Origin of the sequence: Halalkalibacter urbisdiaboli (assembly GCF_002156385.1) — a bacterium.
Lineage (GTDB): Bacteria > Bacillota > Bacilli > Bacillales > Bacillaceae_D > Halalkalibacter_A > Halalkalibacter_A urbisdiaboli.
Window position 1 is genome coordinate 594,969 of record NZ_MVJM01000003.1, and the last position, 21,657, is coordinate 616,625.

A 21,657-nucleotide genomic window follows, 5' to 3' on the forward strand; every position below is an offset into this window, starting at 1 on the left:
AAATTATCACTCCTTAAAAGCTCGAAAAAAATGTATTTTTAAAGGAGTAATGCTTTTAGCAGCTGGCTGACATAGGAAATATCCTTTAGTCCCTGTAGCTTTGCGTCCTTACCTTTAGATAAGTTTGCCCCTTTATAAACACTTATAAAAATTATATCGAATCCATTAAAAACAGTAAAGGATTCTTCCAATATTATTTAAATTATGTAAGCAAGTAAAAAGCTGGTATATAGAATCTATACCAGCCATTTGACTTTTTAATAAGGAGAATCTTTGTATGGTTCCTCTCGGTCTTTGTTATCCTCATCATGAGTAGGATGGGCACCAGGAAATTGCCTTGGAAGGTCTTGGTGCATATTTCGGAACTCATAAGCAAAATTACTGTAATATTGTTGCCCATGTTTCCATGGAGTGTTCTTATTTTCAACAGGTTCATTTTTTCGAATGGGTGAACCATAAGGTCCATCAGGATACTCCTCTGCAGTTAAGAACGTTCTTTGCGTTTCAACATTTGAAAAATCCGTGTATTGTTCATCTTCTTTACCCATTAGAAACACCTCCATTACTTTTAGTGTGTCTAGATGAGCGGAAATTATGAGTTGGATATAGAAAACGGTATGGACTACAAGTCCATACCGTTTAAGCCATGTTTATTTAATTAGCGTTGCATTTGTTGTTGAGCCATTTGTACTAAACGCTTTGTGATTTCTCCACCAACAGAACCGTTTGAACGGGAAGTTGCATCAGCACCAAGTTGTACGCCAAACTCTTGTGCAATTTCAACTTTCATTTGATCTAATGCTTGTTGTACTCCAGGTACTAATAATTGGTTTGAGTTGTTATTGTTTGCCATTTTAATCCACTCCTTAGTTTTGATTTAAACTTTTTGTTTTCATATTGTGAAAAACCGAGTTAAACCTTGAAACCTATACGCCAGCATATATAGATCTATATACAATTAGGAGGATGTTTACTTCTTTACTTTATTACTGGCTACGACCACCAAGCTGTTGTTCAGCCATCTGAACTAGACGCTTCGTGATTTCGCCACCAACTGAACCATTTGAGCGAGAGGTTGCATCTGCGCCAAGTTGGACACCAAACTCTTGTGCAATTTCAACTTTCATTTGATCTAGTGCTTGTTGAACACCAGGTACAAGTAATTGATTTGAGTTGTTGCTTGCCATTCCTGCTCACCTCGCTTTCTTTGTTGTAATCCTATTGTGTGAGGCATTCAATTTTTTATACAAAAAAAACTTGGTAATATTTACTTATTAGTTTTACGGGGATTTTAAAGGCGCCCAATCAAAGCTAAGGATCTTTGCATAGCGTATTAGCGTGAAGGATATTCACAACCATAAAAAAGGAGTTGTTGTAAAATGTCAGGAGCAGTTGCAGGAACAGGTGCAGGTTACGGCGGAGGTTTCGCATTATTAGTCGTTCTCTTTATCCTTTTAATTATCGTTGGTGCTAGCTGGTATGGCTATGGAGCAGGACCGACGGCTGGCTATGGCTATGGTTACTAAGCCAACTCTATAATGAAATGCCGAATGATGCTAAATCATTCGGCAGATACATTCTCGTTATCATCGCGAATGTCAATATAGACATTTCCAAGCATGTCAATTTGAGCAACAAAAACATCCTCAAGATGTTTAACATTGTGTAAGGTTAGGATTTCGTCCACCCATTTCATATCTTTTCTAAGCACCTTTAAGCTTTTTTTGAGAATTTTCCCGTCTATAATAAATGCCTGGGGGATTCCACGGCTTGGTTCAACAGTGGCTATATCTTTTTTCATTAAATCAATGTATGGTGTTTTCTTTAAAACAGAGACTGAGCCGTCCGTTTCTAATAGCGCAGTATCTACTTGATCAAGGTAAAAAACACTCTTCTTTCGTAAATTCGCAATTAAGGAATCCATTGTCATGCGTGATTTTTTTAATCCTTCTTCTAATATTTTCCCATTTTTTACTAAGTACGTTGGTTCGTCCTCAAGTATTTTCCTACCTCTCAGACTTTTTATTGCAATAATGTTTGTGGAAAGCGTATAGAGACAAAAGATGAATAAACCTAACATCCCTATATAGATAGGGACGTCTTTCGTTAACATTGAACTAGCAGCAACGGAACCAATTGTGATACCTGCTACAAAATCAAAAAAGGTCATTTGTGAAATTAACTTCTTATTTAATAAGCGACAAAGAAAATATAGAACAATAAATGCGACGGTTGCTCGTATAAACATTTCACCAACTGTCATAAAAAAACACCTCCTTAGACTGCTAAGGTAGTATCTGCATTTTTGTACATATCATTAAAAAGTAAAAAAAAAATAACATTTAGGCATAACTAATCACTAAAGATAATACAGTAGACCAAAGAAGAGAAATATAAAAAAACGAGCAAATAACATTTGCCCGTTCTAATGAATGGTACGAAAAACGCCAATTACTTTTCCAAGTATTGTACAGTTCTTTAAAATGATTGGCTCCATTGTTGCATTTTCAGGTTGAAGGCGAATGTAGTCTTTTTCTTTAAAAAATCGTTTAACTGTCGCTTCGTCTTCATCCGTCATGGCTACAATGATATCGCCATTGTTAGCTGTTTGTTGTTGGCGGACGATCACCATATCACCGTCAAATATTCCGGCTTCAATCATTGAGTCTCCTTGAATAACTAATACATAAACTTGTTCATTACTAACAAGATGTTCAGGTAAGGGGAGGTAATCCTCAATGTTTTCAACAGCTGTAATTGGGAGACCAGCTGTTACTTTCCCGACAATAGGTGCATACAACGTTCGTTTTTCTTCTTGTAAGGATGGTAAATCATCACTGTTCATTACTTCAATTGCACGTGGTTTAGTAGGATCTCTTCGTATAAAGCCTTTCTTTTCAAGACGAGAAAGATGTCCATGAACCGTTGAACTAGAAGCTAATCCAACAGCTTCACCGATTTCCCGAACGGAAGGCGGGTAGCCTTTTTTCTTTACTTCAATCTTTATGTAATCTAGTATTTCTTGTTGGCGTTTTGATAGTTTTGTCATTTTTGACACCTCACTTGTCAATCCTATTAGTTAAATTGTACCATGCGAACGTATGTAATGCAAACATAGGTTCTAAAAAAATATTGACACAAACAGTTGTTCTCATTTATTATATATGAGAACACACATTCTCATAGGAGTGATATCAATGTTGAAAAAATTAACGAGTCAAGAAATTTTTATTGTCATTTCAGCGATTTTTACGCTTTTATTTATGTATAGTACAATTATTCTTTCAGCCGATAATGAGAAATATGAGCAAAAGGAACAAATGTTTTCATATGAAGAAAATGAGGACAAGCTCGTTAAAGATAGTTATGCTATGGTTCATTATCAGGATGATGTGGATGAATAAAGCGATTATTTATTGCCGAGTGAGTACAAACAAAGAGGTGCAACAAACTTCTTTAGATAGACAGTTGAATGAACTGGAAATGTTAGCAAAGCAAAAAAAGATTGAAGTCATTCAAGCGATTGAAGAAGTAGCAAGTGGGTATGAGATTGAACGTGAAGGAATTCTTGAAATGTTGTCTCTATTTAAGGAGAGAGCAGCATCTATCTTGCTTGTTCAAGATGACACGAGAATAGGTAGAGGCCATGCTAAAATGGCATTTATTCATCAGTTGCGAAAGCTCGGCGTTTCGATTTATACAATTCACGACCAAGGGGAACTTCAGTTATCTGAGGCTGATACAATGATATTGGATATTGTTTCTATAGTAGAGGAGTATCAAAGAAGGCTACATAATGTGAAAATTAAAAGAGGGATGGCTGCAGCTATTGAAAGAGGCTATCGTCCAGAGAAAAACCTCAAGGCAAACAGCAGTGGAGGACGTGATAAGAAGGAAGTTCCGATCGAAGAAATTTTAAAACTGAGAGATAGAGAACTCACCTTTCATGAAATCGCAGCGACCTTAAGAGGTTTTGGCTATAATGTCTCAAAAGCAACCGTACACCGACGTTATCAAGAACATCAAGCAGGAGTTGAGCGCTCAACTTGATAGCATAATAAAGCACATGATAAACTATATGGACAATTGTAAATGTAGAAAGCAGGTGCTTATTTATGCTGTCGAATGATAAAATCGCACGAATAAATGAACTATCACGTAAGGCGAAACAATCTGGATTGACGAAAGAAGAAGTGCAAGAACAACAACAGCTTCGTCAAAAATACATTCAACAGTTTCGGAAATCTTTTAAAAACCAACTTCATTCAGTAAAAGTTGTGGATGAAAAAGGAAATGATGTAACGCCTGAAAAGTTAAAACAAAGTAAAAATAACAAAAACCGAAATATGCACTGATGGAAAACTTCTACGAGTTAGAAGTTTTTTTACTTTAAAGAGGACAGGAATGTATGCTTATTAAGCAAGCTTTTTTTAAAAAAAAGTGTTTTTTTCTTAATTTTGTGCAAGTAACAGTTAATATTTTCTATGTTTGTTCTTGTTTTTCTTCTTTATAATGAAACAATCCGATAAACAATGGTATTTTATTCGGTAAAAAAATTTAGGTGGTGTGTTCGTTTTCCCTAATTTATACTCGTTTTCATATTTATTTCGTGAGTCTAAATTTTTTATCAAGCTTGAACAACTGAAGGCGGTGATTTGATGGAAACATTTAAACGGTTAGCAGGGTTTTATTCGCCATTCAAATCGTATTTTTTCTGGTCTCTAATTGCATTAATTGGTGTAACGGCAATGACAGTACTTTATCCAATGATATTACAGTACACGATTGACGATGTCGTCCGTGCTGGAAATTATCATTTAATACCTTATGTCGTTCTCGTTCTTATTGTCGTAATGGCCTTTAAAAGCTTTGCTGCATATATTCATCAATATTTAGGGGATTTGTTTGGAATAACAGCGGTACATCGATTACGGAATGCGCTGTATAAGAAATTGCAGTATCTCCCTTTTCGTTACTATGATAACGCAAAAACAGGAGACTTAATGTCTAGATTGACAGCTGATGTAGAAGGGTTTCGCTTCTTTTTATCGTTCGGCTGTGCACAGTTTGTAAACTTTATTATGCTTGTCGGTTTAAGTATGGCCGTGATGTTTTATTACTCGGTACCGCTTACACTTGTAACATTATGTGCATTACCTTTTTTAGCAATTGTCGTATCAAATTTTGATAAGCGTGTACATCCGGGGTTTCGAGGAATTCGGAAATCACTTGCTAGACTTAATACGAAGGTTCAAGAAAATGTAAGTGGCATGCACACAGTAAAGGCCCTTTCTCAGGAAGATCAAGAAGTGACAAGATTTGATGTGAATAATGAGGACTATCGTCAAAAGCATTTAGATATTTCCCGAATTTGGGGCAATTATTTTCCGTTGATGGAGTTTATCGGGAATGTGTCTGCGGTCTTTCTTCTTGCATTTGGTGGGTACTTAACGATCCAAGGTAGCATGCAGCCAGGTGAATTGGTCGCTTTTTTTAGTTTAGTTTGGTTTATTATGGGACCTATTATGCATTTAGGTTTTATCATCAATATGTTCTCACAATCTAAAGCTTCTGGTGAAAGGTTACTAGAAATATTAGATGAAGATGAACGTTTAGATGAGGGAGAAAGCGCTGGTGGTGTTTCTCGCTTAACTGGAGAAGTTCTTTTCCACAATGTTCAATTACGATATGGAAGCAAAGATAATTCTGCCTTAAAGGATATCTCATTTGAGGCAACAAAAGGGAAAACCATTGGCCTCGTTGGTGCGACCGGCTCTGGTAAATCGAGTATTGTTCAATTAATTACTCGTTTTTATGAGAGGACGGGTGGATTAATTTTAATCGATGGAAAGCCAATCGAAGAATACCCGATTGAGGAATTACGTAAGCATGTTGGGGTTGTACTACAGGAAACGTTTTTATTTTCCTCGACAATTCGAGATAACATTGCCTACGGAAGACCTGATGCAACACTGGAGGAAATTCAGATTGCTGCTAAACGTGCAGATGCGCATGAATTTATTTCTGAACTGCCACAAGGGTATGAAACGGTTCTCGGTGAGCGAGGATTAGGTTTATCTGGGGGACAAAAACAACGTATTGCGATTGCGCGAGCCATTTTAATGGATCCGAGCATCTTGATTTTAGATGATGCAACAAGTGCTGTAGACATGAAGACAGAAATGAAAATACAATCAGCCTTCCGTGAAGTAATGAAAGGGCGAACAACGTTTATTATTGCTCATCGTATCTCTTCTGTTAAACAAGCAGATGAAATTCTTGTTCTCGAAGATGGAGAAATCATCGAAAGAGGAACACATGAAGAGCTACTTTCCATTCAGAATGGAAACTACAGACGAATATATGATATCCAAAATCAAGATCAAAAATATGTGTTACAACAGGCTTAGGAGTGACAGTATGGAGCATGCAACAAAAAAAGCGCGTTTTCATTATTCATCAGATCAAGTGATAGAAAAGCCATTTAACTGGACACAAATGTACCGTTTGCTAGGCTACATGAAGCCTTATGCGAAATCACATTTGCCGAAAACCATCGTTATGATGCTTTTAGCAACAGCGGTACGTTTAATTGTTCCTATTTTTATTGGGAAATATGCGATTGATCAGGCAATTGAGACAAAGAATCTATCATTACTCTATTCTTTTGCGGCCATTGTATTAGCGTTATATGTTATCGCTTGGATTTCCAATGTTTTTAGAATCCGTTGGATGAATGAGTTAGGTCAGCACATCATTTATGATATTCGTGCAGCATTATTTAAACATATTCAACGATTATCCCATCGTTTTTTTGACCAGCGTTCCGCAGGGTCCATTTTAGTCCGTGTCATCAATGATGTAAACTCGATGCAGGATTTGTTTACAAACGGTGTTGTTAATCTGATTATGGATATCGTCATGCTTGTTGGGATCGTTATTATATTGTTTACGTTAAGTCCAGAGCTTGCCGTGCTCGTTCTCATTGTTCTTCCTATTATGTTTTTTATTTCAACAAAACTAAGAAGAAGAATTCGCCGTTCCTGGCAAGAGGTTCGACAACGTCAATCAAAGCTAAACTCACATCTAAATGAAAGTATTCAAGGGATCCGCGTAACTCAGTCATACGCACAAGAAAAAGAGAATATGGAGTTTTTCGATGATTTAAATACAGATAACTTTAAAAGCTGGAAAGATGCATCGAAAATGAATGCGTTATTCCGCCCTTTTGTTGAGATGTCAAGTGCGGTTGGAGCCGCTGTATTGATTTGGTACGGAGCAACATTAATCCAATCAGAAACGATTACCATTGGGGTTTTTGTGTCCTTTGCTTTTTACTTAGGAATGTTTTGGGAGCCAATTTCTCGTTTAGGGCAAGTATATAACCAACTTCTTGTTGGTATGGCATCCTCTGAACGAATATTTGAATTTCTTGATGAAAAACCTTCCGTTCCAGAGAAGCCTAAGGCGATTGCCTTAAACGATGTGAAGGGTGAAGTTGTTTTTGAAGATGTGGAGTTTTCATATGACGATAAGCGAAAGGCTCTACATCAAATCAACCTTCGTTTTAATGCAGGGGAGACCATTGCATTAGTTGGGCATACTGGCTCTGGGAAATCAACAGTAGTGAATTTAATCAGTCGTTTTTATGATCCTACTAATGGTCGTGTCCTTCTCGATGGTGTAGATTTACGTGATATTAAATTAGATAATTTAAGAACGAATGTAAGCTATGTGTTACAGGATACTTTTATCTTTGCAGGGACGATTATGGATAATATTCGTTTTGGTCGACCAGATGCAACAGATGAAGAGGTAAAAGCTGCTGCGAAAGCGATTGGTGCTCATTCCTTTATTGAAAAATTAGAAAAAGGATACGAGACGGAAGTGGAGGAAAAAGGGAATGTCCTTTCTGTTGGGGAAAGGCAGTTACTTTCTTTTGCTCGTGCTCTATTAGCTAATCCGAAAATCTTAATCTTAGATGAAGCGACCGCTAGTATTGATACTGAAACAGAATTAAAAATTCAGGAAGGTCTGAAGAAGCTTCTGCATAATCGTACTGCTATTATGATTGCCCATCGACTTTCAACGATTCGTGATTCTGACAATATTATTGTGTTGGATCACGGAAATGTGATGGAACAAGGAACCCATAATGAATTAATGAAAGAACAAGGCATGTACTATCATTTAGTCAAATCTCAATATTCTGCTATGACTAAGTAAAGAATAAGGGCATCTCAAAAGGTGAAAACCTATTGAGATGCCCTTTTTTTGGGGGGGCGTTCATTTAAGAAACGATTATCTTTTATTGTGCTTTTTTGAGTATTTTTACGTATTAACGTAAAAATATTGTTGATTTGTTGAAGAAATATCAATTCGACGCTTGTGAAAAACACAAAATAAGTATATGATTTAAACGAGAAATGTTTTTCAGAAAGGAAGATGAAGAAAAAATGTCAACGCAAGTCGAAAATTTAGCTATTAATACGATTCGTACTTTATCAATCGATAGTATCGAGAAAGCAAATTCTGGACACCCAGGAATGCCGATGGGTGCTGCACCAATGGCATTTAGCTTATGGACAAAGTTCATGAATCACAATCCTTCAAATCCAGATTGGATGAACCGTGACCGTTTCGTTTTATCTGCTGGACATGGTTCAATGCTTTTATACAGCCTTTTACACTTGTCTGGTTATGATTTATCTTTAGAGGACTTACAAAACTTCCGTCAATGGGGGAGTAAGACTCCAGGACATCCTGAGTACGGCCACACACCTGGTGTAGATGCAACGACAGGACCACTTGGACAAGGGGTTGCAATGGCAGTTGGGATGGCAATGGCTGAGCGTCACTTAGCATCTACATATAATAAAGAAGGCTTTAACATTGTGGATCATTACACTTATAGCATTTGTGGTGACGGTGATTTAATGGAAGGTGTGTCTGCTGAGGCTGCGTCATTAGCTGGTCATCTTAAATTAGGTCGTTTAGTTGTTCTTTATGATTCAAATGATATTTCATTAGATGGTGACTTACATTTATCATTCTCGGAAAATGTAGAAGACCGTTTTAAAGCGTATGGTTGGCAAGTAATCCGTGTTGAAGACGGAAATGACGTAACCGAAATTAGTAAGGCGATTGAAGCTGCAAAAGCTGATGAGCGTCCTACTTTAATCGAAGTGAAAACGACGATTGGTTACGGTTCACCGAATAAGAGCGGAAAGTCAGCTTCTCATGGTGCACCACTTGGTTCAGACGAAGTTAAATTAACAAAAGCTAATTATGAGTGGGTTTCTGAAGAAGAATTCCACGTGCCTAGTGAAGTTGCTGAGTTATTTGCAAACGTAAAAGCAGAAGGTGTTAAGAAGGAAGAAGCGTGGAACGAGCTATTTGAAGCTTACAAAAACGAATATCCTGAATTAGCAAAACAATTTGAAATTGCAGTGACAGGCGAGCTTCCAGAAGGATGGGATGCAGATGCACCTGTTTATGAAGTTGGTTCTAGTGAAGCAACGCGTAACTCTTCTGGCGCAGCATTAAATGCATTTGCAAACAATGTTCCACAATTATTTGGTGGTTCTGCTGACCTTGCTGGTTCTAACAAAACAAATCTAAAAGGGCTTGGCGATTTTAGTCGTAACAATTACAGTGGTCGCAACATTTGGTTTGGTGTTCGTGAATTTGCAATGGGCGCTGCTGCAAATGGTATGGCACTACATGGTGGATTAAAAGTATTCAATGCAACATTCTTTGTGTTCTCTGATTACTTACGTCCTGCAATTCGTCTAGCTGCTTTAATGAAATTACCTGTCATTTATGTATTTACTCACGACAGTATTGCTGTTGGTGAGGATGGACCTACTCATGAGCCTGTTGAACAGCTTGCTGCATTACGTGCAATTCCTGGACTTTCTGTCATTCGTCCTGGAGACAGTAATGAAACGGTTGCTGCTTGGAAGTTAGCGCTAGAAAGCAAAGACACGCCAACAGCACTTGTTCTTACTCGTCAAAACCTTAAAACGGTTGAAGGTACAAAAGAAACTGCATATGATGGTGTAAGCAAAGGTGCTTACGTTGTATCTCCAGCAAAAGGTCAGGCAGACGCACTTTTACTAGCAACTGGTTCTGAGGTTCCGCTTGCAGTGGCTGCACAAGAAGTTCTTGAAAGCGAAGGAATTCATGCATCTGTTGTAAGTATGCCGAGTTGGGATCGTTTTGAAGCACAGCCGAAAGCTTATAAAGATGAAGTCATTCCACCAGCTGTCAAAGCTCGTGTTGGACTTGAAATGGGATCATCTCTTGGTTGGGCAAAATATGTAGGTGATCACGGTGATGTATTAGCAATCGATCAGTTTGGTGCATCAGCTCCTGGCGAAAAGATTATGGCTGAATACGGCTTTACAGTAGAAAACGTAGTAGCCAAAGTCAAAGCTTTACTTAAGTAATATCAAAAAAAATCATAGCCTGAATAAGGCTATGATTTTTTTTTTTTGATACTCTATTCGACAAAAGTAGTGTAGGTCTGCTCCAGTTTCAGACAATGATTTTACAAAGTCTCGCTTATAATATGGCTAACACAATTGTGAAAGGGTGTTGGTCATGAGGCATTATGATTTGTATTTATTAGAAGAGGAGATTGCTCGTCACTATTTTGGACAAGAATCAAAGCTTTTCCATTTGTTTTTGGAACGTTCAAAAGCAACGATTGAGCAACGGCTTATTATTGATAAGCAGGTTGCGTATATTTCGAAACCACTCCCAAGCCTTTTACTACAACAAAAGCTTAAACATGCCCTCAAATTTGTTGCAAATTATCAGATGAAAAAACAAACTCACTATGTTGAGTTACATCATCCAGAAAGCTGTGCAGAGTTAATTATTTACGAAAATAAACTATCTTTAACGTCAGAAGGAAGTCTTGAAGCTGAAACATTGTTTTTTGAAGTGTTACGTAAAATTGACCCTTGTTTTTTTGCTGTGAATCTTGAAGGTTATCGTTTTGGGTGGTTAAATCCAATTAAGCAGGTAAAGCTTTTATAGTACGAATCAATGAGGTTTTCAGTATGGAACGGAACATTTTTCAATAGATGCTTTTAAAAGCTGTGTTGTTACGATATAATAAGTAAGGTTGATTCGGAATTCCGAACGGTTGATATAGTTTGAAGGAGGACGTTGGACGTATGTGGATTCATATTATAGGCTATACGGTGGCGGTTCTTGCGGGTCTTGCCATCGGTTTTTTCATTGCGAGAAAAACAATGATGTCATACTTAAAGAAGAACCCGCCAATTAATGAGCAAATGTTACGTGTAATGATGATGCAAATGGGACAAAACCCATCGCAAAAGAAAATTAATCAAATGATGAAAGCGATGCAAAAGCAACAAACAAAATAATGACTTGGACAAGCACCTCAAAAGTGGGGTGTTTTTCTAGTATTGATTAAATAGAGGACAAGGAAATGAGGTGAATGTCTTGTCAACAGTAGATATTGCAACACTCTCACTAGAACAAGTCTCCTATAAAGAGGATTTATTTATTGATGTACGTTCACCTGCTGAATATGAGGAATACTCATTGCCAAATGCAATAAATATGCCGTTGTTTAGTAACGAGGAACGTGCTCGTGTTGGGACGACATATAAACAAAAAAGCCGTCATGAAGCTATGGAAGTTGGACTATCGATTTTCGCACCAAAGTGGCCTGAATTTTATAGGCAAATTTCGAAAATGTATAATCAAAATCCGGGGCGACGTATTGTTGTGTATTGCTGGAGAGGTGGTATGCGAAGTAAAACGATGGCGGCCACTTTAGGGTTAATGAATATTCCTTGTTATCAGCTAGAAGGTGGAATACGAAGCTTTCGTCAATATGTACAGGAAGGGTTAGAACGAGAGTCAAAGAAGGAACGATCCTTTGTCGTCATTGCAGGTCATACAGGGACTCGTAAAACGGAGTTTCTAAAAGCTCTTCAAGATAGAGGATTTCCGGTTCTTGACTTAGAGGAACTAGCTGGACATCGAGGCTCTATATTTGGCCATATTGGAATGAATCCAAATAGTCAGAAGCAATTTGATTATTTACTATTACAGCGATTACAAGAGTTATCAAATGAGAAGACTTTAATTATCGAGGCTGAAAGTAAACGAATCGGTCATATCGTTCTGCCGGAGTTTATTTTAAATGGTAAACAAAAAGGGATAAGAGTTGAGCTAGATTACCCGTTTTGGAAACGAGTTGACTATATTTATCAAACATATCAGCCAGAGAAAAATGCTGAAGCGATTTACGAAGCCATTTTACATCTTCAAAAATGGTTTGATAAAGAGTTATTTAACGAAATTATAGAGTCATGGAAAGGTTGTCATTATAAGCAAGCCTTTTCACTATTGCTAGAGCATTATTATGATCCTAGGTATCGGCATGCCTTTAACCAATATAAGCACCATGCGCATGTCATTACATTTGAAACCTTCACAGAAGGTATGGGCAAATTAATAACTTGTTTAGAATCTCTAAAAAGTAGTAAGTACTAAAAAACGTCTTAGTTGAATACTAAGACGTACCTACGATCTATTTAATGTATGGTCTTTTTCTTTTTCATATTGATTTAACAATCGATCAAGTTCTTGGCTAAGTTCAAGGACTGATTTAGAGCTTAATCCTTTCGATAAACCAATCTTTATTAAATGATCTCGCTTTTGTTCAATGGCTTCTCGCAGTATCATTTCACTCATAGTAGTCCCTTCCCTTAACATCTCTTTATAATAATACAAATTTTTCAAGGGAATTACAACAAGTACATTAAAAAATTAACAAGAGCAAATAGTATTAGATAAGGTTCTCTCATCATTTAACTGAAATTGGTTTGAAAGATTTAAGTTTTTCCTGTATCTTTAAAGAAGTGCAATGAAAGGGGTGAGTAGGTTGAATGACATCTATGTCGTTATGTCATCGATCGGTGCCATATGCATGGGGCTTCTTGCAATGGTTATCCGATTAAAAGCAATAAAGCAACCTGCTTCTGCTAGAAAGATAATCCTTCCACCTTTATTTATGTCAACTGGATTTTTAATGTTTTTATATGAGCCTGCTAGACCTGCGCTGCTGCAAGTTATTGAGGCGTTTACGGTTGGAATGATTTTTTCAATTCTTCTTATTAAAACATCTAAATTTGAAGTTCGAGATAATCAGATTTTTTTAAAACGTTCGAAGGCTTTTGTATTTATATTAGTTGGCTTGTTACTTATTCGAATTCTTTTTAAATTAATCATAGGTGATACGATTCAAGTAGAGGAATTAGCAGGAATGTTTTTCCTTTTAGCGTATGGTATGATTATTCCATGGAGAATTTCCATGTTTCTCTCTTATCGTAAGTTGCAAAAGGAATTAAAAAACGGCAACGAATTTATCGTTCCCGCAAAAACATAAAAAGAAGTCGCTGATTTGCGACTTCTTTTTATGTTTATAATCCTAATAAATCACGATAAGGGGTCATGTCGATTTTCTTTTCTCTTAATTTTTTTATAAGGAATTTATGATCCCTCTTAGGAGTTGCCAGGATATATCCACGAATAATATAGTCTTGAGTGAGTGTTGGCGCCTTTTCTTCTAAAACGAGTTCACCAATTTTTCCAGCAATTTTCCCTTTCGCCACATCCCGAAAAAGTTCTGGAACTGGTTCAACTAAGTCGTTTAATAATTGTTTTTGTTCCTCATCCCATAAATGAATGGTCTTCTCGATATGGTAATCTTGCCAATCTAATATTGATTTTCCATCCTCTTTAGGTAGTCTTTTTAAAAATTTTCTAAACATAAAATAACCACCAATAAACATCACAGTTATAAGAAAAATCGTCCAGAGGACTATAAACCATGAGAACCATGTAGGCATTTTTGTTCACCCTCTTTATTTCTATCAATCCTATCCTATCATAAAATAAATGCGTCCGCTAATCTAGTGAAAAATCTTTCTACATATTTCACTCTTTTGGTATGATAGAAGGTGAGGTGAAAATATTGCTTTATATTATAAGTTATGGATTTCATTTAGTTAGTTCTTTTATCTTTTTTCTGTTGATTCCTTTACCATTTTTAATAAAAGGGACGATGGGAGAATCAGGGCGTTTTATTTTACTTCTACGTGTGTATAAGCGAATGATGTGGCTAGCACATGGGGCGTTAATACTTGCTCTCGTTTCAGGAATACTGATGTTAACGTCATGGTTTTCAATTTGGCTTCTTACTGTTATGGGGATTTGGTTAGCGATTGGAGCCTTACTTGGGTTAACTGCAAAGATGTGCCGATTAACGCTTGAACGAATAGAAATAAAAGAAGGGGCGGAAACGGAAATAACAAAGCTAAGACACTTTAGTTTGTTACTTTCACTAGCAATTATTGTGATGTTTGCCATTAAGTTTCTTCGTTATGTATAGAACAGCACCTATGCTGGGACAATATCCAATTATAACTGTTTTAAAGCCCTAACCACATGTAAGGGGGAATGAAGGATGTTAATTGGAATACCGAAAGAAGTAAAAAATAATGAAAGTCGTGTAGCGATAACGCCATCTGGTGTTTCTGCTCTTGTACAAGGTGGACACAACGTCTTGATTGAGCAAGGTGCAGGCGAGGCTAGTGGATTTCATGATGCTGCCTATGTTCAGGAAGGGGCAAAACTAGCTACTGGTCCAGAAACGGTATGGGGTACAGCTGATATGATCATGAAGGTCAAAGAACCGATTGCTAGTGAATATAAATATTTTCGTAAAGGTCTAATTCTATTTACGTATTTACACTTAGCTGCGGAACCTGACTTAGCAAAAGCTCTCGTGGATCAGGAGGTTACGGCAATTGCTTATGAGACTGTACAAGTAGGGCGAGCACTCCCATTACTAACACCGATGAGTGAAGTAGCGGGGCGGATGGCATCTCAAGTAGGTTCACAATTTCTTGAAAAACCACATGGTGGAAAAGGTATTCTTCTTTCTGGGGTTCCTGGAGTGAAACGTGGCAAGGTGACGATTATTGGCGCAGGTGTTGTTGGCACAAATGCGGCGAAAATGGCAATGGGGCTAGGTGCAGCTGTAACCATCATTGATCTAAATCCTGATAGATTACGCGAGTTAGATGATCTTTATGGCTCCGACATTCAAACGTTAATGTCGAATCCATTAAACATTGCGGATGCAGTGGCTGAATCTGATCTTGTTATTGGTGCGGTATTAATTCCCGGAGCTAAAGCTCCAAAGCTCGTTACAGAAAATATGATTCGAGCAATGAAGGCAGGATCGGTTATTGTAGATGTTGCTGTTGACCAAGGTGGAATTTTTGAAACAGTTGACAGAATAACGACACATGATCATCCAACCTACACTAAACATGATATTGTTCATTACGCAGTCGCAAACATGCCAGGCGCTGTACCTAGAACATCAACGATTGCTCTTACAAACGTAACAATTCCTTACGCCTTACAAATAGCAAATAAAGGTGTGCGAAAAGCAATTCACGAGAACACTGCACTTGAGTTAGGTGTAAATACAGCTTGTGGTAAAATTACGTATGAAGCGGTTGCAAAAGATTTAGGATATACGTATACTCCTGTAAAAGAAGCAATAAGTTAAGTTAGAAGAAACAATTCTACTTTTTGGTAGAATTGTTTTGTTTTCACTTCGCAATTTTGATTAATTTCTGATATAAATAAAATCACTAGTGTTGCATAAATGTTGATTGAATTTTCAATTTTTATATTCATGCTGTTTAGAGCCAAAAAGGTAAATACCCAATTAAAGGTGGCTCCATCCATTTGGAAAATTAATTATAATTAGACAGTTGTGACGACGACAGTTTACTTCTTAAGGAATGGCTTTTCCTTCAATATTTCGAAGCCAAATATATGCTGGCTTCCACAAAGTAGCTCTTAGGTAACGACTAATTTGTAAGGTTTTTCGCTTGCTTTTCGACTCGAGTTGAACGAGGACATGTAGGCAAAAAACGATTAATGCGATAAACACCTGATTGTGGATCGCCCATTCACTTTGACCGTAGAACTTTTTGATACTGAGATGTTGCTTAATCCATTTGAAAACAACTCAATCGCCCAGCGTGATTTATACATCTCTGAAATTTCTTCGGCGCTCAAGTCAAAACGATTCGTGAGTAACTGAAGTTCATTTCCTTTTGAATCAAGCACTCTAAGAAGACGAAAGTAATTCTCAGTACGGTTTTGAGTGGTACCAATCAGAACCATTTGATCGGACAGAACCGTCGTATCCTCGGGTATTTTAAAATCGTAGACTTCTCGTATGACTGCGTTTTTACGTAACCTAGATAGAAAAAAGTAACCATCATCTGTCATACGATCAAAGCGTTCATAGTCTAGATAGCCACGGTCAAACACATACATGTATTCCTTGTCATCTACCATGACTTCTAGTTGACCACGATCATGTTCCTTTGCCGGTGTTAGCACAGCCTTTTCAGGATAGGAATTCCCGTTTTCCATAAATACAAGACGTAAATGAAGTTTTACACCTGCTTTTGTTTTACGGAACTGTGCCCACTTATGATTGGTCAAATTAAGGGGCAATGTGCTCGAATCAATGACCTTTAAAGGCATGATGAGTTTTGTGTAGTGTGTCTTGGCATGAATTTGTGCGACTAAATCAAATAAAAGCCTTTGGAATAAATCTGGATTCATGCCATTTAATCGCCGTGAAAGCTGAGAAATACTGATCGAATCAAGGGTAATCCTTTTTGAAGCTGGTCATCGAAAAGACAATCACTCAGCGCATGTAGACTTTCTACTTCTTCGAGCTGTGCGTAAAGTAATAATTTTAAAAATGATTCCGTCGTAAGTTTCTTCGTATAGAAATCTAATTTCAATGCTTTCACCTGTTCATCAAATAATTGAAGATTTATTGGCGAAAACCATTGTCCAAATAAAGATAATTGAAGATTTCGAGTATTTTTAATATATAAATAACTTAATGCAATGCTAGTGATATTGTTAATGTTTAGTATAGCCATTAGAGTGAAATGCTAACATTTTGCTAACAACGAAAATATTATTGTAGGCTTCTCATTAATTGTCCAAATTTTTGAGAAGCCTTTTTCTTTAATTCTTTTTGTTGTGTCATCTGCAGAATGACTATGCGATCCGCAATTTGTCTCAATCCTACTTTTGATTCTGAAAGTAATATGACGTAATGAGTGAGACTAGCAATATTTAATAATCTAGCATTCTGATTTCGAGCCGGAAGAAGGTAACGCTTATCCAATTAATATTAATACAGCTGATTATGAAACGCTGCAAGTAATTACAGGGGTAGGCGAGGTCATTGCTCAACGGATTATTGATTATCGTGAGACCAATGGAGACTTTACTCGTATTGAGGAAATTAAGCGAGTCAAAGGAATTGGTGAATAAGTTTTTGATTAAACTTTATTTCAAACCAACAATGAGTGCGTGGATTGAAATATAAGACATCGATAAATATTGGTATATTAGCATTTGCAAACGAGTTTTAATCCAACTTTATTATTAAGCCACACCGTGAGCCACTAACTATTAAAAAAAGGAAGCTTAAGATGCACTAAGCTTCCTTTTTGATTTATAAATCAATTTTTTAAGTTCAAAGTGATTTCGTACTCATCTCTTGTGAGATTAGGAGATAGAAAGACAACTTTTAATATAAGCTCATCCTCAACTTTTTCTACTGTATGAAAAGTTTCACGACCAGTTGTTCCCCCTCCTCCAGTAATTGGAGGAAATATGCCCTCTAATGATATTTCCCATCCTTCAATATCAAGCAAATTAGAGGAATATAAAACAGTAGGTCTATCTTTTTGGTTATCTTTAAACCCAATTCCCTCTATAAATAGGTGATGGTCTTTAGTAAAGTTATATTCTTTATTAATGGGAATATATGAAGAACTATTTACAATTTCATCTTTGACTTTATCTTCATTCGTATTACTTGGAATGAAAAAAATAGTCCCAATAACCAGGGCTAAGGCTAAAGAAATACCAAATAGAACTTTCATCAAAAGAGAACCTCCCTCTTTATAAATACTAAATAAGAAGGCTGAACAAGCCTTCTGTATTTATATTAGTTTGGAGATACCAAAGTGTAAACCCAAGCTTTATCAACTTTACTTGAAGTTTCTCCGGAAATACCAAAGCTAATTCCTCCTGGAGGAGCTGAGATACTTGGGTTAACTGTAATTGACTTTTTAGTATAAGTGTGAAGGAATTCGGTTCTTACAGTACCATCCGCTCCATTGTAAGAACCAGTATTGTACCATCCACTATCTGCTGCTATATGCCATACAGATCCCCAAACAGTTGGCCAAAATCCATTATTGTAAGTGTAATCAGGAATATTATAACCAATTGAATTTCCTGTAAATAATTCATCGTGTTTTGAAACACGGCTGTCACTTTTATAAAGTGTTTCATAGTAAGTTTCGCCATCAGCATGAGCGTTATTATATGCAACCTGTAAATAAATTGAAGGATCATCCATAGCAATAGCTCCGCCAACATTCCAAGCAAGTGCAAGGACATCTGAATTATTATCATAGTCTGTTGTATTGACAAATGCAGGGCTAGAGTTTACTGCATTAGGTCTACTATGATATGCAGAGAATGAATGTTTTTTCTCGCTGTTGTTATTTCGATATTCGTCGTAAGCGTAAACACTTGATGTTAAATAAGTATAAGATTCTGATTGAGATGAGCTGATATTAAGTTCTGAAGATGTGACCATGCGGTCTTCCTCTTGCTCAGGGTCTTCTTCGGTAAGGAATACATTGGTATTAATTGAGCGTAGCACATATCGATGTCCCTTTTCTACTGCTTCAAGCATTTTTTCATATTCTCTTTCACTTGGGAACAACTCAAACTCTAATGGCTCATCAATAAAAGTATATGGATTGATTTCTTTAGGGTCTAAAGTTAGTTTACCGCTTTTCTCAAGTGCAATTTCGTTAACTTTTTTCGCTGAACGTTGACTATTCTTTAAAGCATCTGTGTCCTTCTCTGTAAAGAAATTAATTGTATAATTTTCAACGTATTGATCATTTCCTTCTTTTAGAGCGGCTCTAATTTCATCATTGGGATTAAATGACGAATGACTGTCGACAGTATAATACGCAACCGGTTTTTCTACCTTAAAAGTAAATAGCTAAAGGTTATGTAACTACAGAATGAGATAGTTGCGTAGAATTTGACATTTTTTAATTGTTGCATTATACTAAGATTATCCGTAGAGGGGGTAATCAAATTGAATAACAAATGCGCTGGATCCACAGATAGTATTAAAGAAATTCTTGACAATTTCTCTGCTTATCTCTCTAGCAAGGGAAGAGCAGAAAATACGATAAAAACGTATTGCGGTGTGATCCATTCATTTTTGGTTTGGCTTCATGAACGTAATCGCTCATTCATATCGATTACAAACCAGGACATTCAATCTTATTTATCATTTTTAGAGGAAGAAAAACGTAACGCAGCAACGATTAATAAAGTGTATAACTCTATTCATACGTATGCAAAGTCTGTTAATAGACTCGACTTAATGAAAGATGTTGAAAAGACAAAAGTTGAGACACACAAAGGATTACCAGAATGTTTGACAGATAAGGAAATCGAAACGTTACTAACGAACGTAAAGAAAGATAAAAATAAACGAAATATTGCTCTAGTTTATACATTACTGTATACAGGTGTACGTGTTTCAGAGCTTTGCCAATTAAATAAAGGTGACCTTCAGATTAATCAGCGTAGTCAAACGGGGCAATTACTTGTTCGAAATGATAAAGCTGAATACGAACGAACGATTCCTCTTTCGAAAGAATTAGTGCTGCAAATTAAGCAATATTTAGACTCGAGAACAGACGATGAGGAAGCACTGTTTATTTCAAATTACGAAAAGAGAATTGCGGCTCGAACTGTACAACATATGCTTAAAAAGCAGTACAACATCCATCCCCATAAATTACGACATACTTTTTGTTATAATTTAGTGAAAAAGGGAATTGATCTTTCGGTTGTCAGTCAATTAGCTGGGCATTCAGATATTAATATAACAAAGCAATATGAAGAGCTACCAGAAGATATTGTAAGTTAGTTAAAAAAGACGTTCTCATTTTAAAGAGGCCACTGAAAATAGTTGATTTTGAACTGCACCCCAAAAGTTAGAGTTAACAATCTGACTTTGGGGTGTGTTTTTTATGGCTAAATATAGTGACCAATTTAAATTAATGATAGTACATGAGTATCAAAAAGGACATTTATCGTTTGACAGGTTGGCAAAAAAACACGGTATGAATGACAGCACTGCCATAAAAAAATGGGTGAAAGTTTACGATAAATTTGGGACGACAGGTTTGATGAAAAAGAGTAAGAGGGAAACTTTTTCTGTCCAATTCAAACTCGATGTATTAAGCTTTATGAAAAGAACAGGATCTTCAGAGATGGATACCGCTATTTACTTTGGATTGTCCACCCCTTCGATGATAGGTGCATGGAAGAAAGTTTTTTTGGAAGATGGTGCTGAAGCCCTGGATAGAACGAAAGGAAGACTACCCATGTCTGATAAAGCTAAAAATATAAAAAAACAACGTACAGAAAAAGAAATGACGTATGAACAAAAGCTTGAAAGAGAGAACGAGCTCCTACGTTTAGAGGTAGAATACTTAAAAAAGTTGCGAGCTTTTCAGATGGATCCGGAGGGCTATCTCGAAAAGCACAAGCAGCGTTATCATTCGAACTCAAAGAAAAGTTCAAACTAAAAGATGTTCTACAAAGAGTCGGAATTCCTGATTCCTCCTACCATTATCATATAAAAGAGATCAAGAAGGAGAATCCGAATCAGAAACTCGAGGAATGCATCCAATCCAAGTTTGAGGAACATAATGGGAATTATGGGTATCGTCGTATCTGTTTGGAGTTAAAACAAGATGGGCTCAAAGTGAATCACAAGAAGGTTCAACGCATCATGAATAAACTTGGGCTTAAATGCAAGAAATTTAGTAGAAAGTCACGAAAATATAGTTCTTACAAAGGAACAATTGGAACTGTTGCCAAGAACCTTATCAATCGTCGGTTTCACACAAGTGTGTGTCATCAGAAATTAACAACAGATATCACAGAATTCAAGTGCTCAGATGGTGTAAAACTGTACCTAAATCCAATTATGGACTTGTTTAATGGCGAAATTCTTTCTTATGAGATAAATATGCGTCCAACCTTAGAATTGGCTCTTAAACCTCTTGAGGAAGCTTTAGAAATAGTAAAAGATTCAAGGTATAGAACGACTGTTCATTCTGATCAAGGCTGGCATTATCAACATAAAAAATGGGTAAAAACTCTAAAGAAACATAAGGTGTTCCAGAGTATGTCACGAAAAGGAAATTGCTTAGACAATTCACCTATGGAAAGCTTTTTCGGATTATTAAAACAAGAAATGTATTATGGTGAGGCACTCTGCTCATTTGAGAAATTAAAAAAGAGAATTGAAGACTATATCAATTATTATAATAACAAACGCATAAAGCAAAAATTGGCAGGCATGAATCCGGTTCAATACCGTATTCATACCAGCCAATTAGCAGCTTAATATAAAACTCTAACTTTAGGGGG

The 21,657-nt window shown here is 36.6% G+C and carries 25 protein-coding genes, 2 pseudogenes and 1 riboswitch; of the genes and pseudogenes, 17 read left to right on the forward strand and 10 right to left on the reverse strand.

What is annotated here, in order from left to right:
• Positions 1–54 precede the first annotated feature (54 nt).
• A riboswitch (cyclic di-GMP riboswitch) is annotated at positions 55–139 on the reverse strand.
• Between the two features lie 118 nt (positions 140–257).
• The 3 genes from B1R93_RS17220 to B1R93_RS17230 form a co-directional block, all read right to left on the reverse strand.
• On the reverse strand, positions 258–548 hold the full coding sequence (locus tag B1R93_RS17220) for a hypothetical protein (protein ID WP_088105186.1): 291 nt from the start codon (positions 546–548) through the stop codon (positions 258–260).
• A 110-nt stretch (positions 549–658) separates the two neighbouring features.
• The gene (locus B1R93_RS17225; protein WP_088105187.1) at positions 659–853 is read right to left on the reverse strand and encodes an alpha/beta-type small acid-soluble spore protein; all 195 of its coding nucleotides are present in this window, start codon (positions 851–853) and stop codon (positions 659–661) included.
• 133 nt (positions 854–986) lie between these two features.
• Positions 987–1,187 carry an alpha/beta-type small acid-soluble spore protein gene (locus B1R93_RS17230; protein ID WP_088105188.1) on the reverse strand — a complete coding sequence of 67 codons (201 nt, stop codon included), beginning with the start codon at positions 1,185–1,187 and terminating at the stop codon, positions 987–989.
• A gap of 192 nt (positions 1,188–1,379) precedes the next feature.
• On the opposite strand from B1R93_RS17230, the pseudogene B1R93_RS17235 reads away from it, so the two are divergent.
• Positions 1,380–1,478, forward strand: a pseudogene (locus B1R93_RS17235) (YjcZ family sporulation protein); the annotation flags it as partial.
• Positions 1,479–1,561: 83 nt separating this feature from the next.
• Here B1R93_RS17235 and B1R93_RS17240 read toward each other — a convergent pair.
• Together B1R93_RS17240 and lexA are read right to left on the reverse strand one after the other, a co-directional pair.
• Positions 1,562–2,263 (reverse strand): DUF421 domain-containing protein, encoded by a 702-nt coding sequence (locus tag B1R93_RS17240; RefSeq protein ID WP_088105190.1) that lies wholly within the window; start codon positions 2,261–2,263, stop codon positions 1,562–1,564.
• 162 nt (positions 2,264–2,425) lie between these two features.
• Positions 2,426–3,049, reverse strand: coding sequence for a transcriptional repressor LexA (gene lexA / locus B1R93_RS17245; RefSeq protein WP_088105191.1), 624 nt, complete (start codon positions 3,047–3,049; stop codon positions 2,426–2,428).
• Between the two features lie 148 nt (positions 3,050–3,197).
• Here lexA and B1R93_RS17250 point away from each other — a divergent pair, with 148 nt between their 5' ends.
• From B1R93_RS17250 to mnmH, 9 genes are all read left to right on the forward strand, one after another.
• Positions 3,198–3,404, forward strand: a complete 207-nt coding sequence (locus tag B1R93_RS17250) for a hypothetical protein (protein ID WP_088105192.1) — start codon at positions 3,198–3,200, stop codon at positions 3,402–3,404.
• Entirely contained in the window at positions 3,391–4,050 is a 660-nt protein-coding gene (locus B1R93_RS17255) for a YneB family resolvase-like protein (RefSeq protein ID WP_425348972.1), read from the forward strand. The genes B1R93_RS17250 and B1R93_RS17255 overlap by 14 nt, the downstream gene beginning before the upstream one ends.
• A gap of 65 nt (positions 4,051–4,115) precedes the next feature.
• A complete protein-coding gene (locus B1R93_RS17260; protein WP_088105194.1) occupies positions 4,116–4,355 on the forward strand; it encodes a DUF896 domain-containing protein in 240 nt (79 codons plus the stop codon).
• Between the two features lie 303 nt (positions 4,356–4,658).
• Positions 4,659–6,410, forward strand: a complete 1,752-nt coding sequence (locus B1R93_RS17265) for an ABC transporter ATP-binding protein (protein WP_088105195.1) — start codon at positions 4,659–4,661, stop codon at positions 6,408–6,410.
• A gap of 10 nt (positions 6,411–6,420) precedes the next feature.
• Positions 6,421–8,226: an ABC transporter ATP-binding protein gene (locus B1R93_RS17270; RefSeq protein ID WP_088105196.1), complete on the forward strand. Its 1,806-nt coding sequence runs from the start codon at positions 6,421–6,423 to the stop codon at positions 8,224–8,226.
• A 230-nt stretch (positions 8,227–8,456) separates the two neighbouring features.
• Positions 8,457–10,451 carry a transketolase gene (gene tkt, locus B1R93_RS17275; protein ID WP_088105197.1) on the forward strand — a complete coding sequence of 665 codons (1,995 nt, stop codon included), beginning with the start codon at positions 8,457–8,459 and terminating at the stop codon, positions 10,449–10,451.
• A 154-nt stretch (positions 10,452–10,605) separates the two neighbouring features.
• On the forward strand, positions 10,606–11,046 hold the full coding sequence (sirA, locus tag B1R93_RS17280; protein WP_088105198.1) for a sporulation inhibitor of replication protein SirA: 441 nt from the start codon (positions 10,606–10,608) through the stop codon (positions 11,044–11,046).
• 140 nt (positions 11,047–11,186) lie between these two features.
• Positions 11,187–11,402, forward strand: a complete 216-nt coding sequence (locus B1R93_RS17285; protein ID WP_088105199.1) for a YneF family protein — start codon at positions 11,187–11,189, stop codon at positions 11,400–11,402.
• Positions 11,403–11,481: 79 nt separating this feature from the next.
• Positions 11,482–12,543: a tRNA 2-selenouridine(34) synthase MnmH gene (mnmH, locus tag B1R93_RS17290; protein WP_165763859.1), complete on the forward strand. Its 1,062-nt coding sequence runs from the start codon at positions 11,482–11,484 to the stop codon at positions 12,541–12,543.
• A 30-nt stretch (positions 12,544–12,573) separates the two neighbouring features.
• Here the strand turns inward: mnmH and B1R93_RS17295 are convergent, their stop codons facing one another.
• Positions 12,574–12,744: an aspartyl-phosphate phosphatase Spo0E family protein gene (locus B1R93_RS17295; RefSeq protein ID WP_088105201.1), complete on the reverse strand. Its 171-nt coding sequence runs from the start codon at positions 12,742–12,744 to the stop codon at positions 12,574–12,576.
• A gap of 190 nt (positions 12,745–12,934) precedes the next feature.
• Between B1R93_RS17295 and B1R93_RS17300 the strand changes: the two genes are divergently transcribed.
• Positions 12,935–13,438, forward strand: a complete 504-nt coding sequence (locus B1R93_RS17300; protein ID WP_088105202.1) for a CcdC family protein — start codon at positions 12,935–12,937, stop codon at positions 13,436–13,438.
• Positions 13,439–13,472: 34 nt separating this feature from the next.
• On the opposite strand, the gene B1R93_RS17305 is transcribed toward B1R93_RS17300, so the two are convergent.
• The gene (locus tag B1R93_RS17305) at positions 13,473–13,901 is read right to left on the reverse strand and encodes a DUF2621 domain-containing protein (RefSeq protein WP_088105203.1); all 429 of its coding nucleotides are present in this window, start codon (positions 13,899–13,901) and stop codon (positions 13,473–13,475) included.
• Positions 13,902–14,017: 116 nt separating this feature from the next.
• On the opposite strand from B1R93_RS17305, the gene B1R93_RS17310 reads away from it, so the two are divergent.
• Both B1R93_RS17310 and ald read left to right on the forward strand, forming a co-directional pair.
• The gene (locus B1R93_RS17310; protein ID WP_245308315.1) at positions 14,018–14,443 is read left to right on the forward strand and encodes a hypothetical protein; all 426 of its coding nucleotides are present in this window, start codon (positions 14,018–14,020) and stop codon (positions 14,441–14,443) included.
• Positions 14,444–14,518: 75 nt separating this feature from the next.
• Positions 14,519–15,634 carry an alanine dehydrogenase gene (gene ald, locus B1R93_RS17315; protein WP_088105204.1) on the forward strand — a complete coding sequence of 372 codons (1,116 nt, stop codon included), beginning with the start codon at positions 14,519–14,521 and terminating at the stop codon, positions 15,632–15,634.
• Between the two features lie 231 nt (positions 15,635–15,865).
• Here ald and B1R93_RS17320 read toward each other — a convergent pair.
• A pseudogene (locus B1R93_RS17320) lies at positions 15,866–17,039 on the reverse strand (IS4 family transposase).
• Positions 17,040–17,289: 250 nt separating this feature from the next.
• On the opposite strand from B1R93_RS17320, the gene B1R93_RS17325 reads away from it, so the two are divergent.
• A complete protein-coding gene (locus B1R93_RS17325) occupies positions 17,290–17,439 on the forward strand; it encodes a ComEA family DNA-binding protein (RefSeq protein WP_088105676.1) in 150 nt (49 codons plus the stop codon).
• Positions 17,440–17,630: 191 nt separating this feature from the next.
• Here the strand turns inward: B1R93_RS17325 and B1R93_RS17330 are convergent, their stop codons facing one another.
• Both B1R93_RS17330 and B1R93_RS17335 read right to left on the reverse strand, forming a co-directional pair.
• The gene (locus tag B1R93_RS17330) at positions 17,631–18,059 is read right to left on the reverse strand and encodes a hypothetical protein (RefSeq protein ID WP_133058674.1); all 429 of its coding nucleotides are present in this window, start codon (positions 18,057–18,059) and stop codon (positions 17,631–17,633) included.
• A 62-nt stretch (positions 18,060–18,121) separates the two neighbouring features.
• The gene (locus B1R93_RS17335) at positions 18,122–18,880 is read right to left on the reverse strand and encodes a hypothetical protein (RefSeq protein WP_088105206.1); all 759 of its coding nucleotides are present in this window, start codon (positions 18,878–18,880) and stop codon (positions 18,122–18,124) included.
• 417 nt (positions 18,881–19,297) lie between these two features.
• Between B1R93_RS17335 and B1R93_RS17340 the strand changes: the two genes are divergently transcribed.
• From B1R93_RS17340 to B1R93_RS17350, 3 genes are all read left to right on the forward strand, one after another.
• Positions 19,298–20,143, forward strand: coding sequence for a tyrosine-type recombinase/integrase (locus tag B1R93_RS17340; protein WP_165763860.1), 846 nt, complete (start codon positions 19,298–19,300; stop codon positions 20,141–20,143).
• A gap of 103 nt (positions 20,144–20,246) precedes the next feature.
• On the forward strand, positions 20,247–20,807 hold the full coding sequence (locus B1R93_RS17345; protein WP_088102778.1) for a helix-turn-helix domain-containing protein: 561 nt from the start codon (positions 20,247–20,249) through the stop codon (positions 20,805–20,807).
• Entirely contained in the window at positions 20,708–21,634 is a 927-nt protein-coding gene (locus tag B1R93_RS17350) for an IS3 family transposase (RefSeq protein WP_133058600.1), read from the forward strand. Before B1R93_RS17345 ends, B1R93_RS17350 begins: the two co-directional genes overlap by 100 nt.
• Positions 21,635–21,657: the final 23 nt, after the last annotated feature.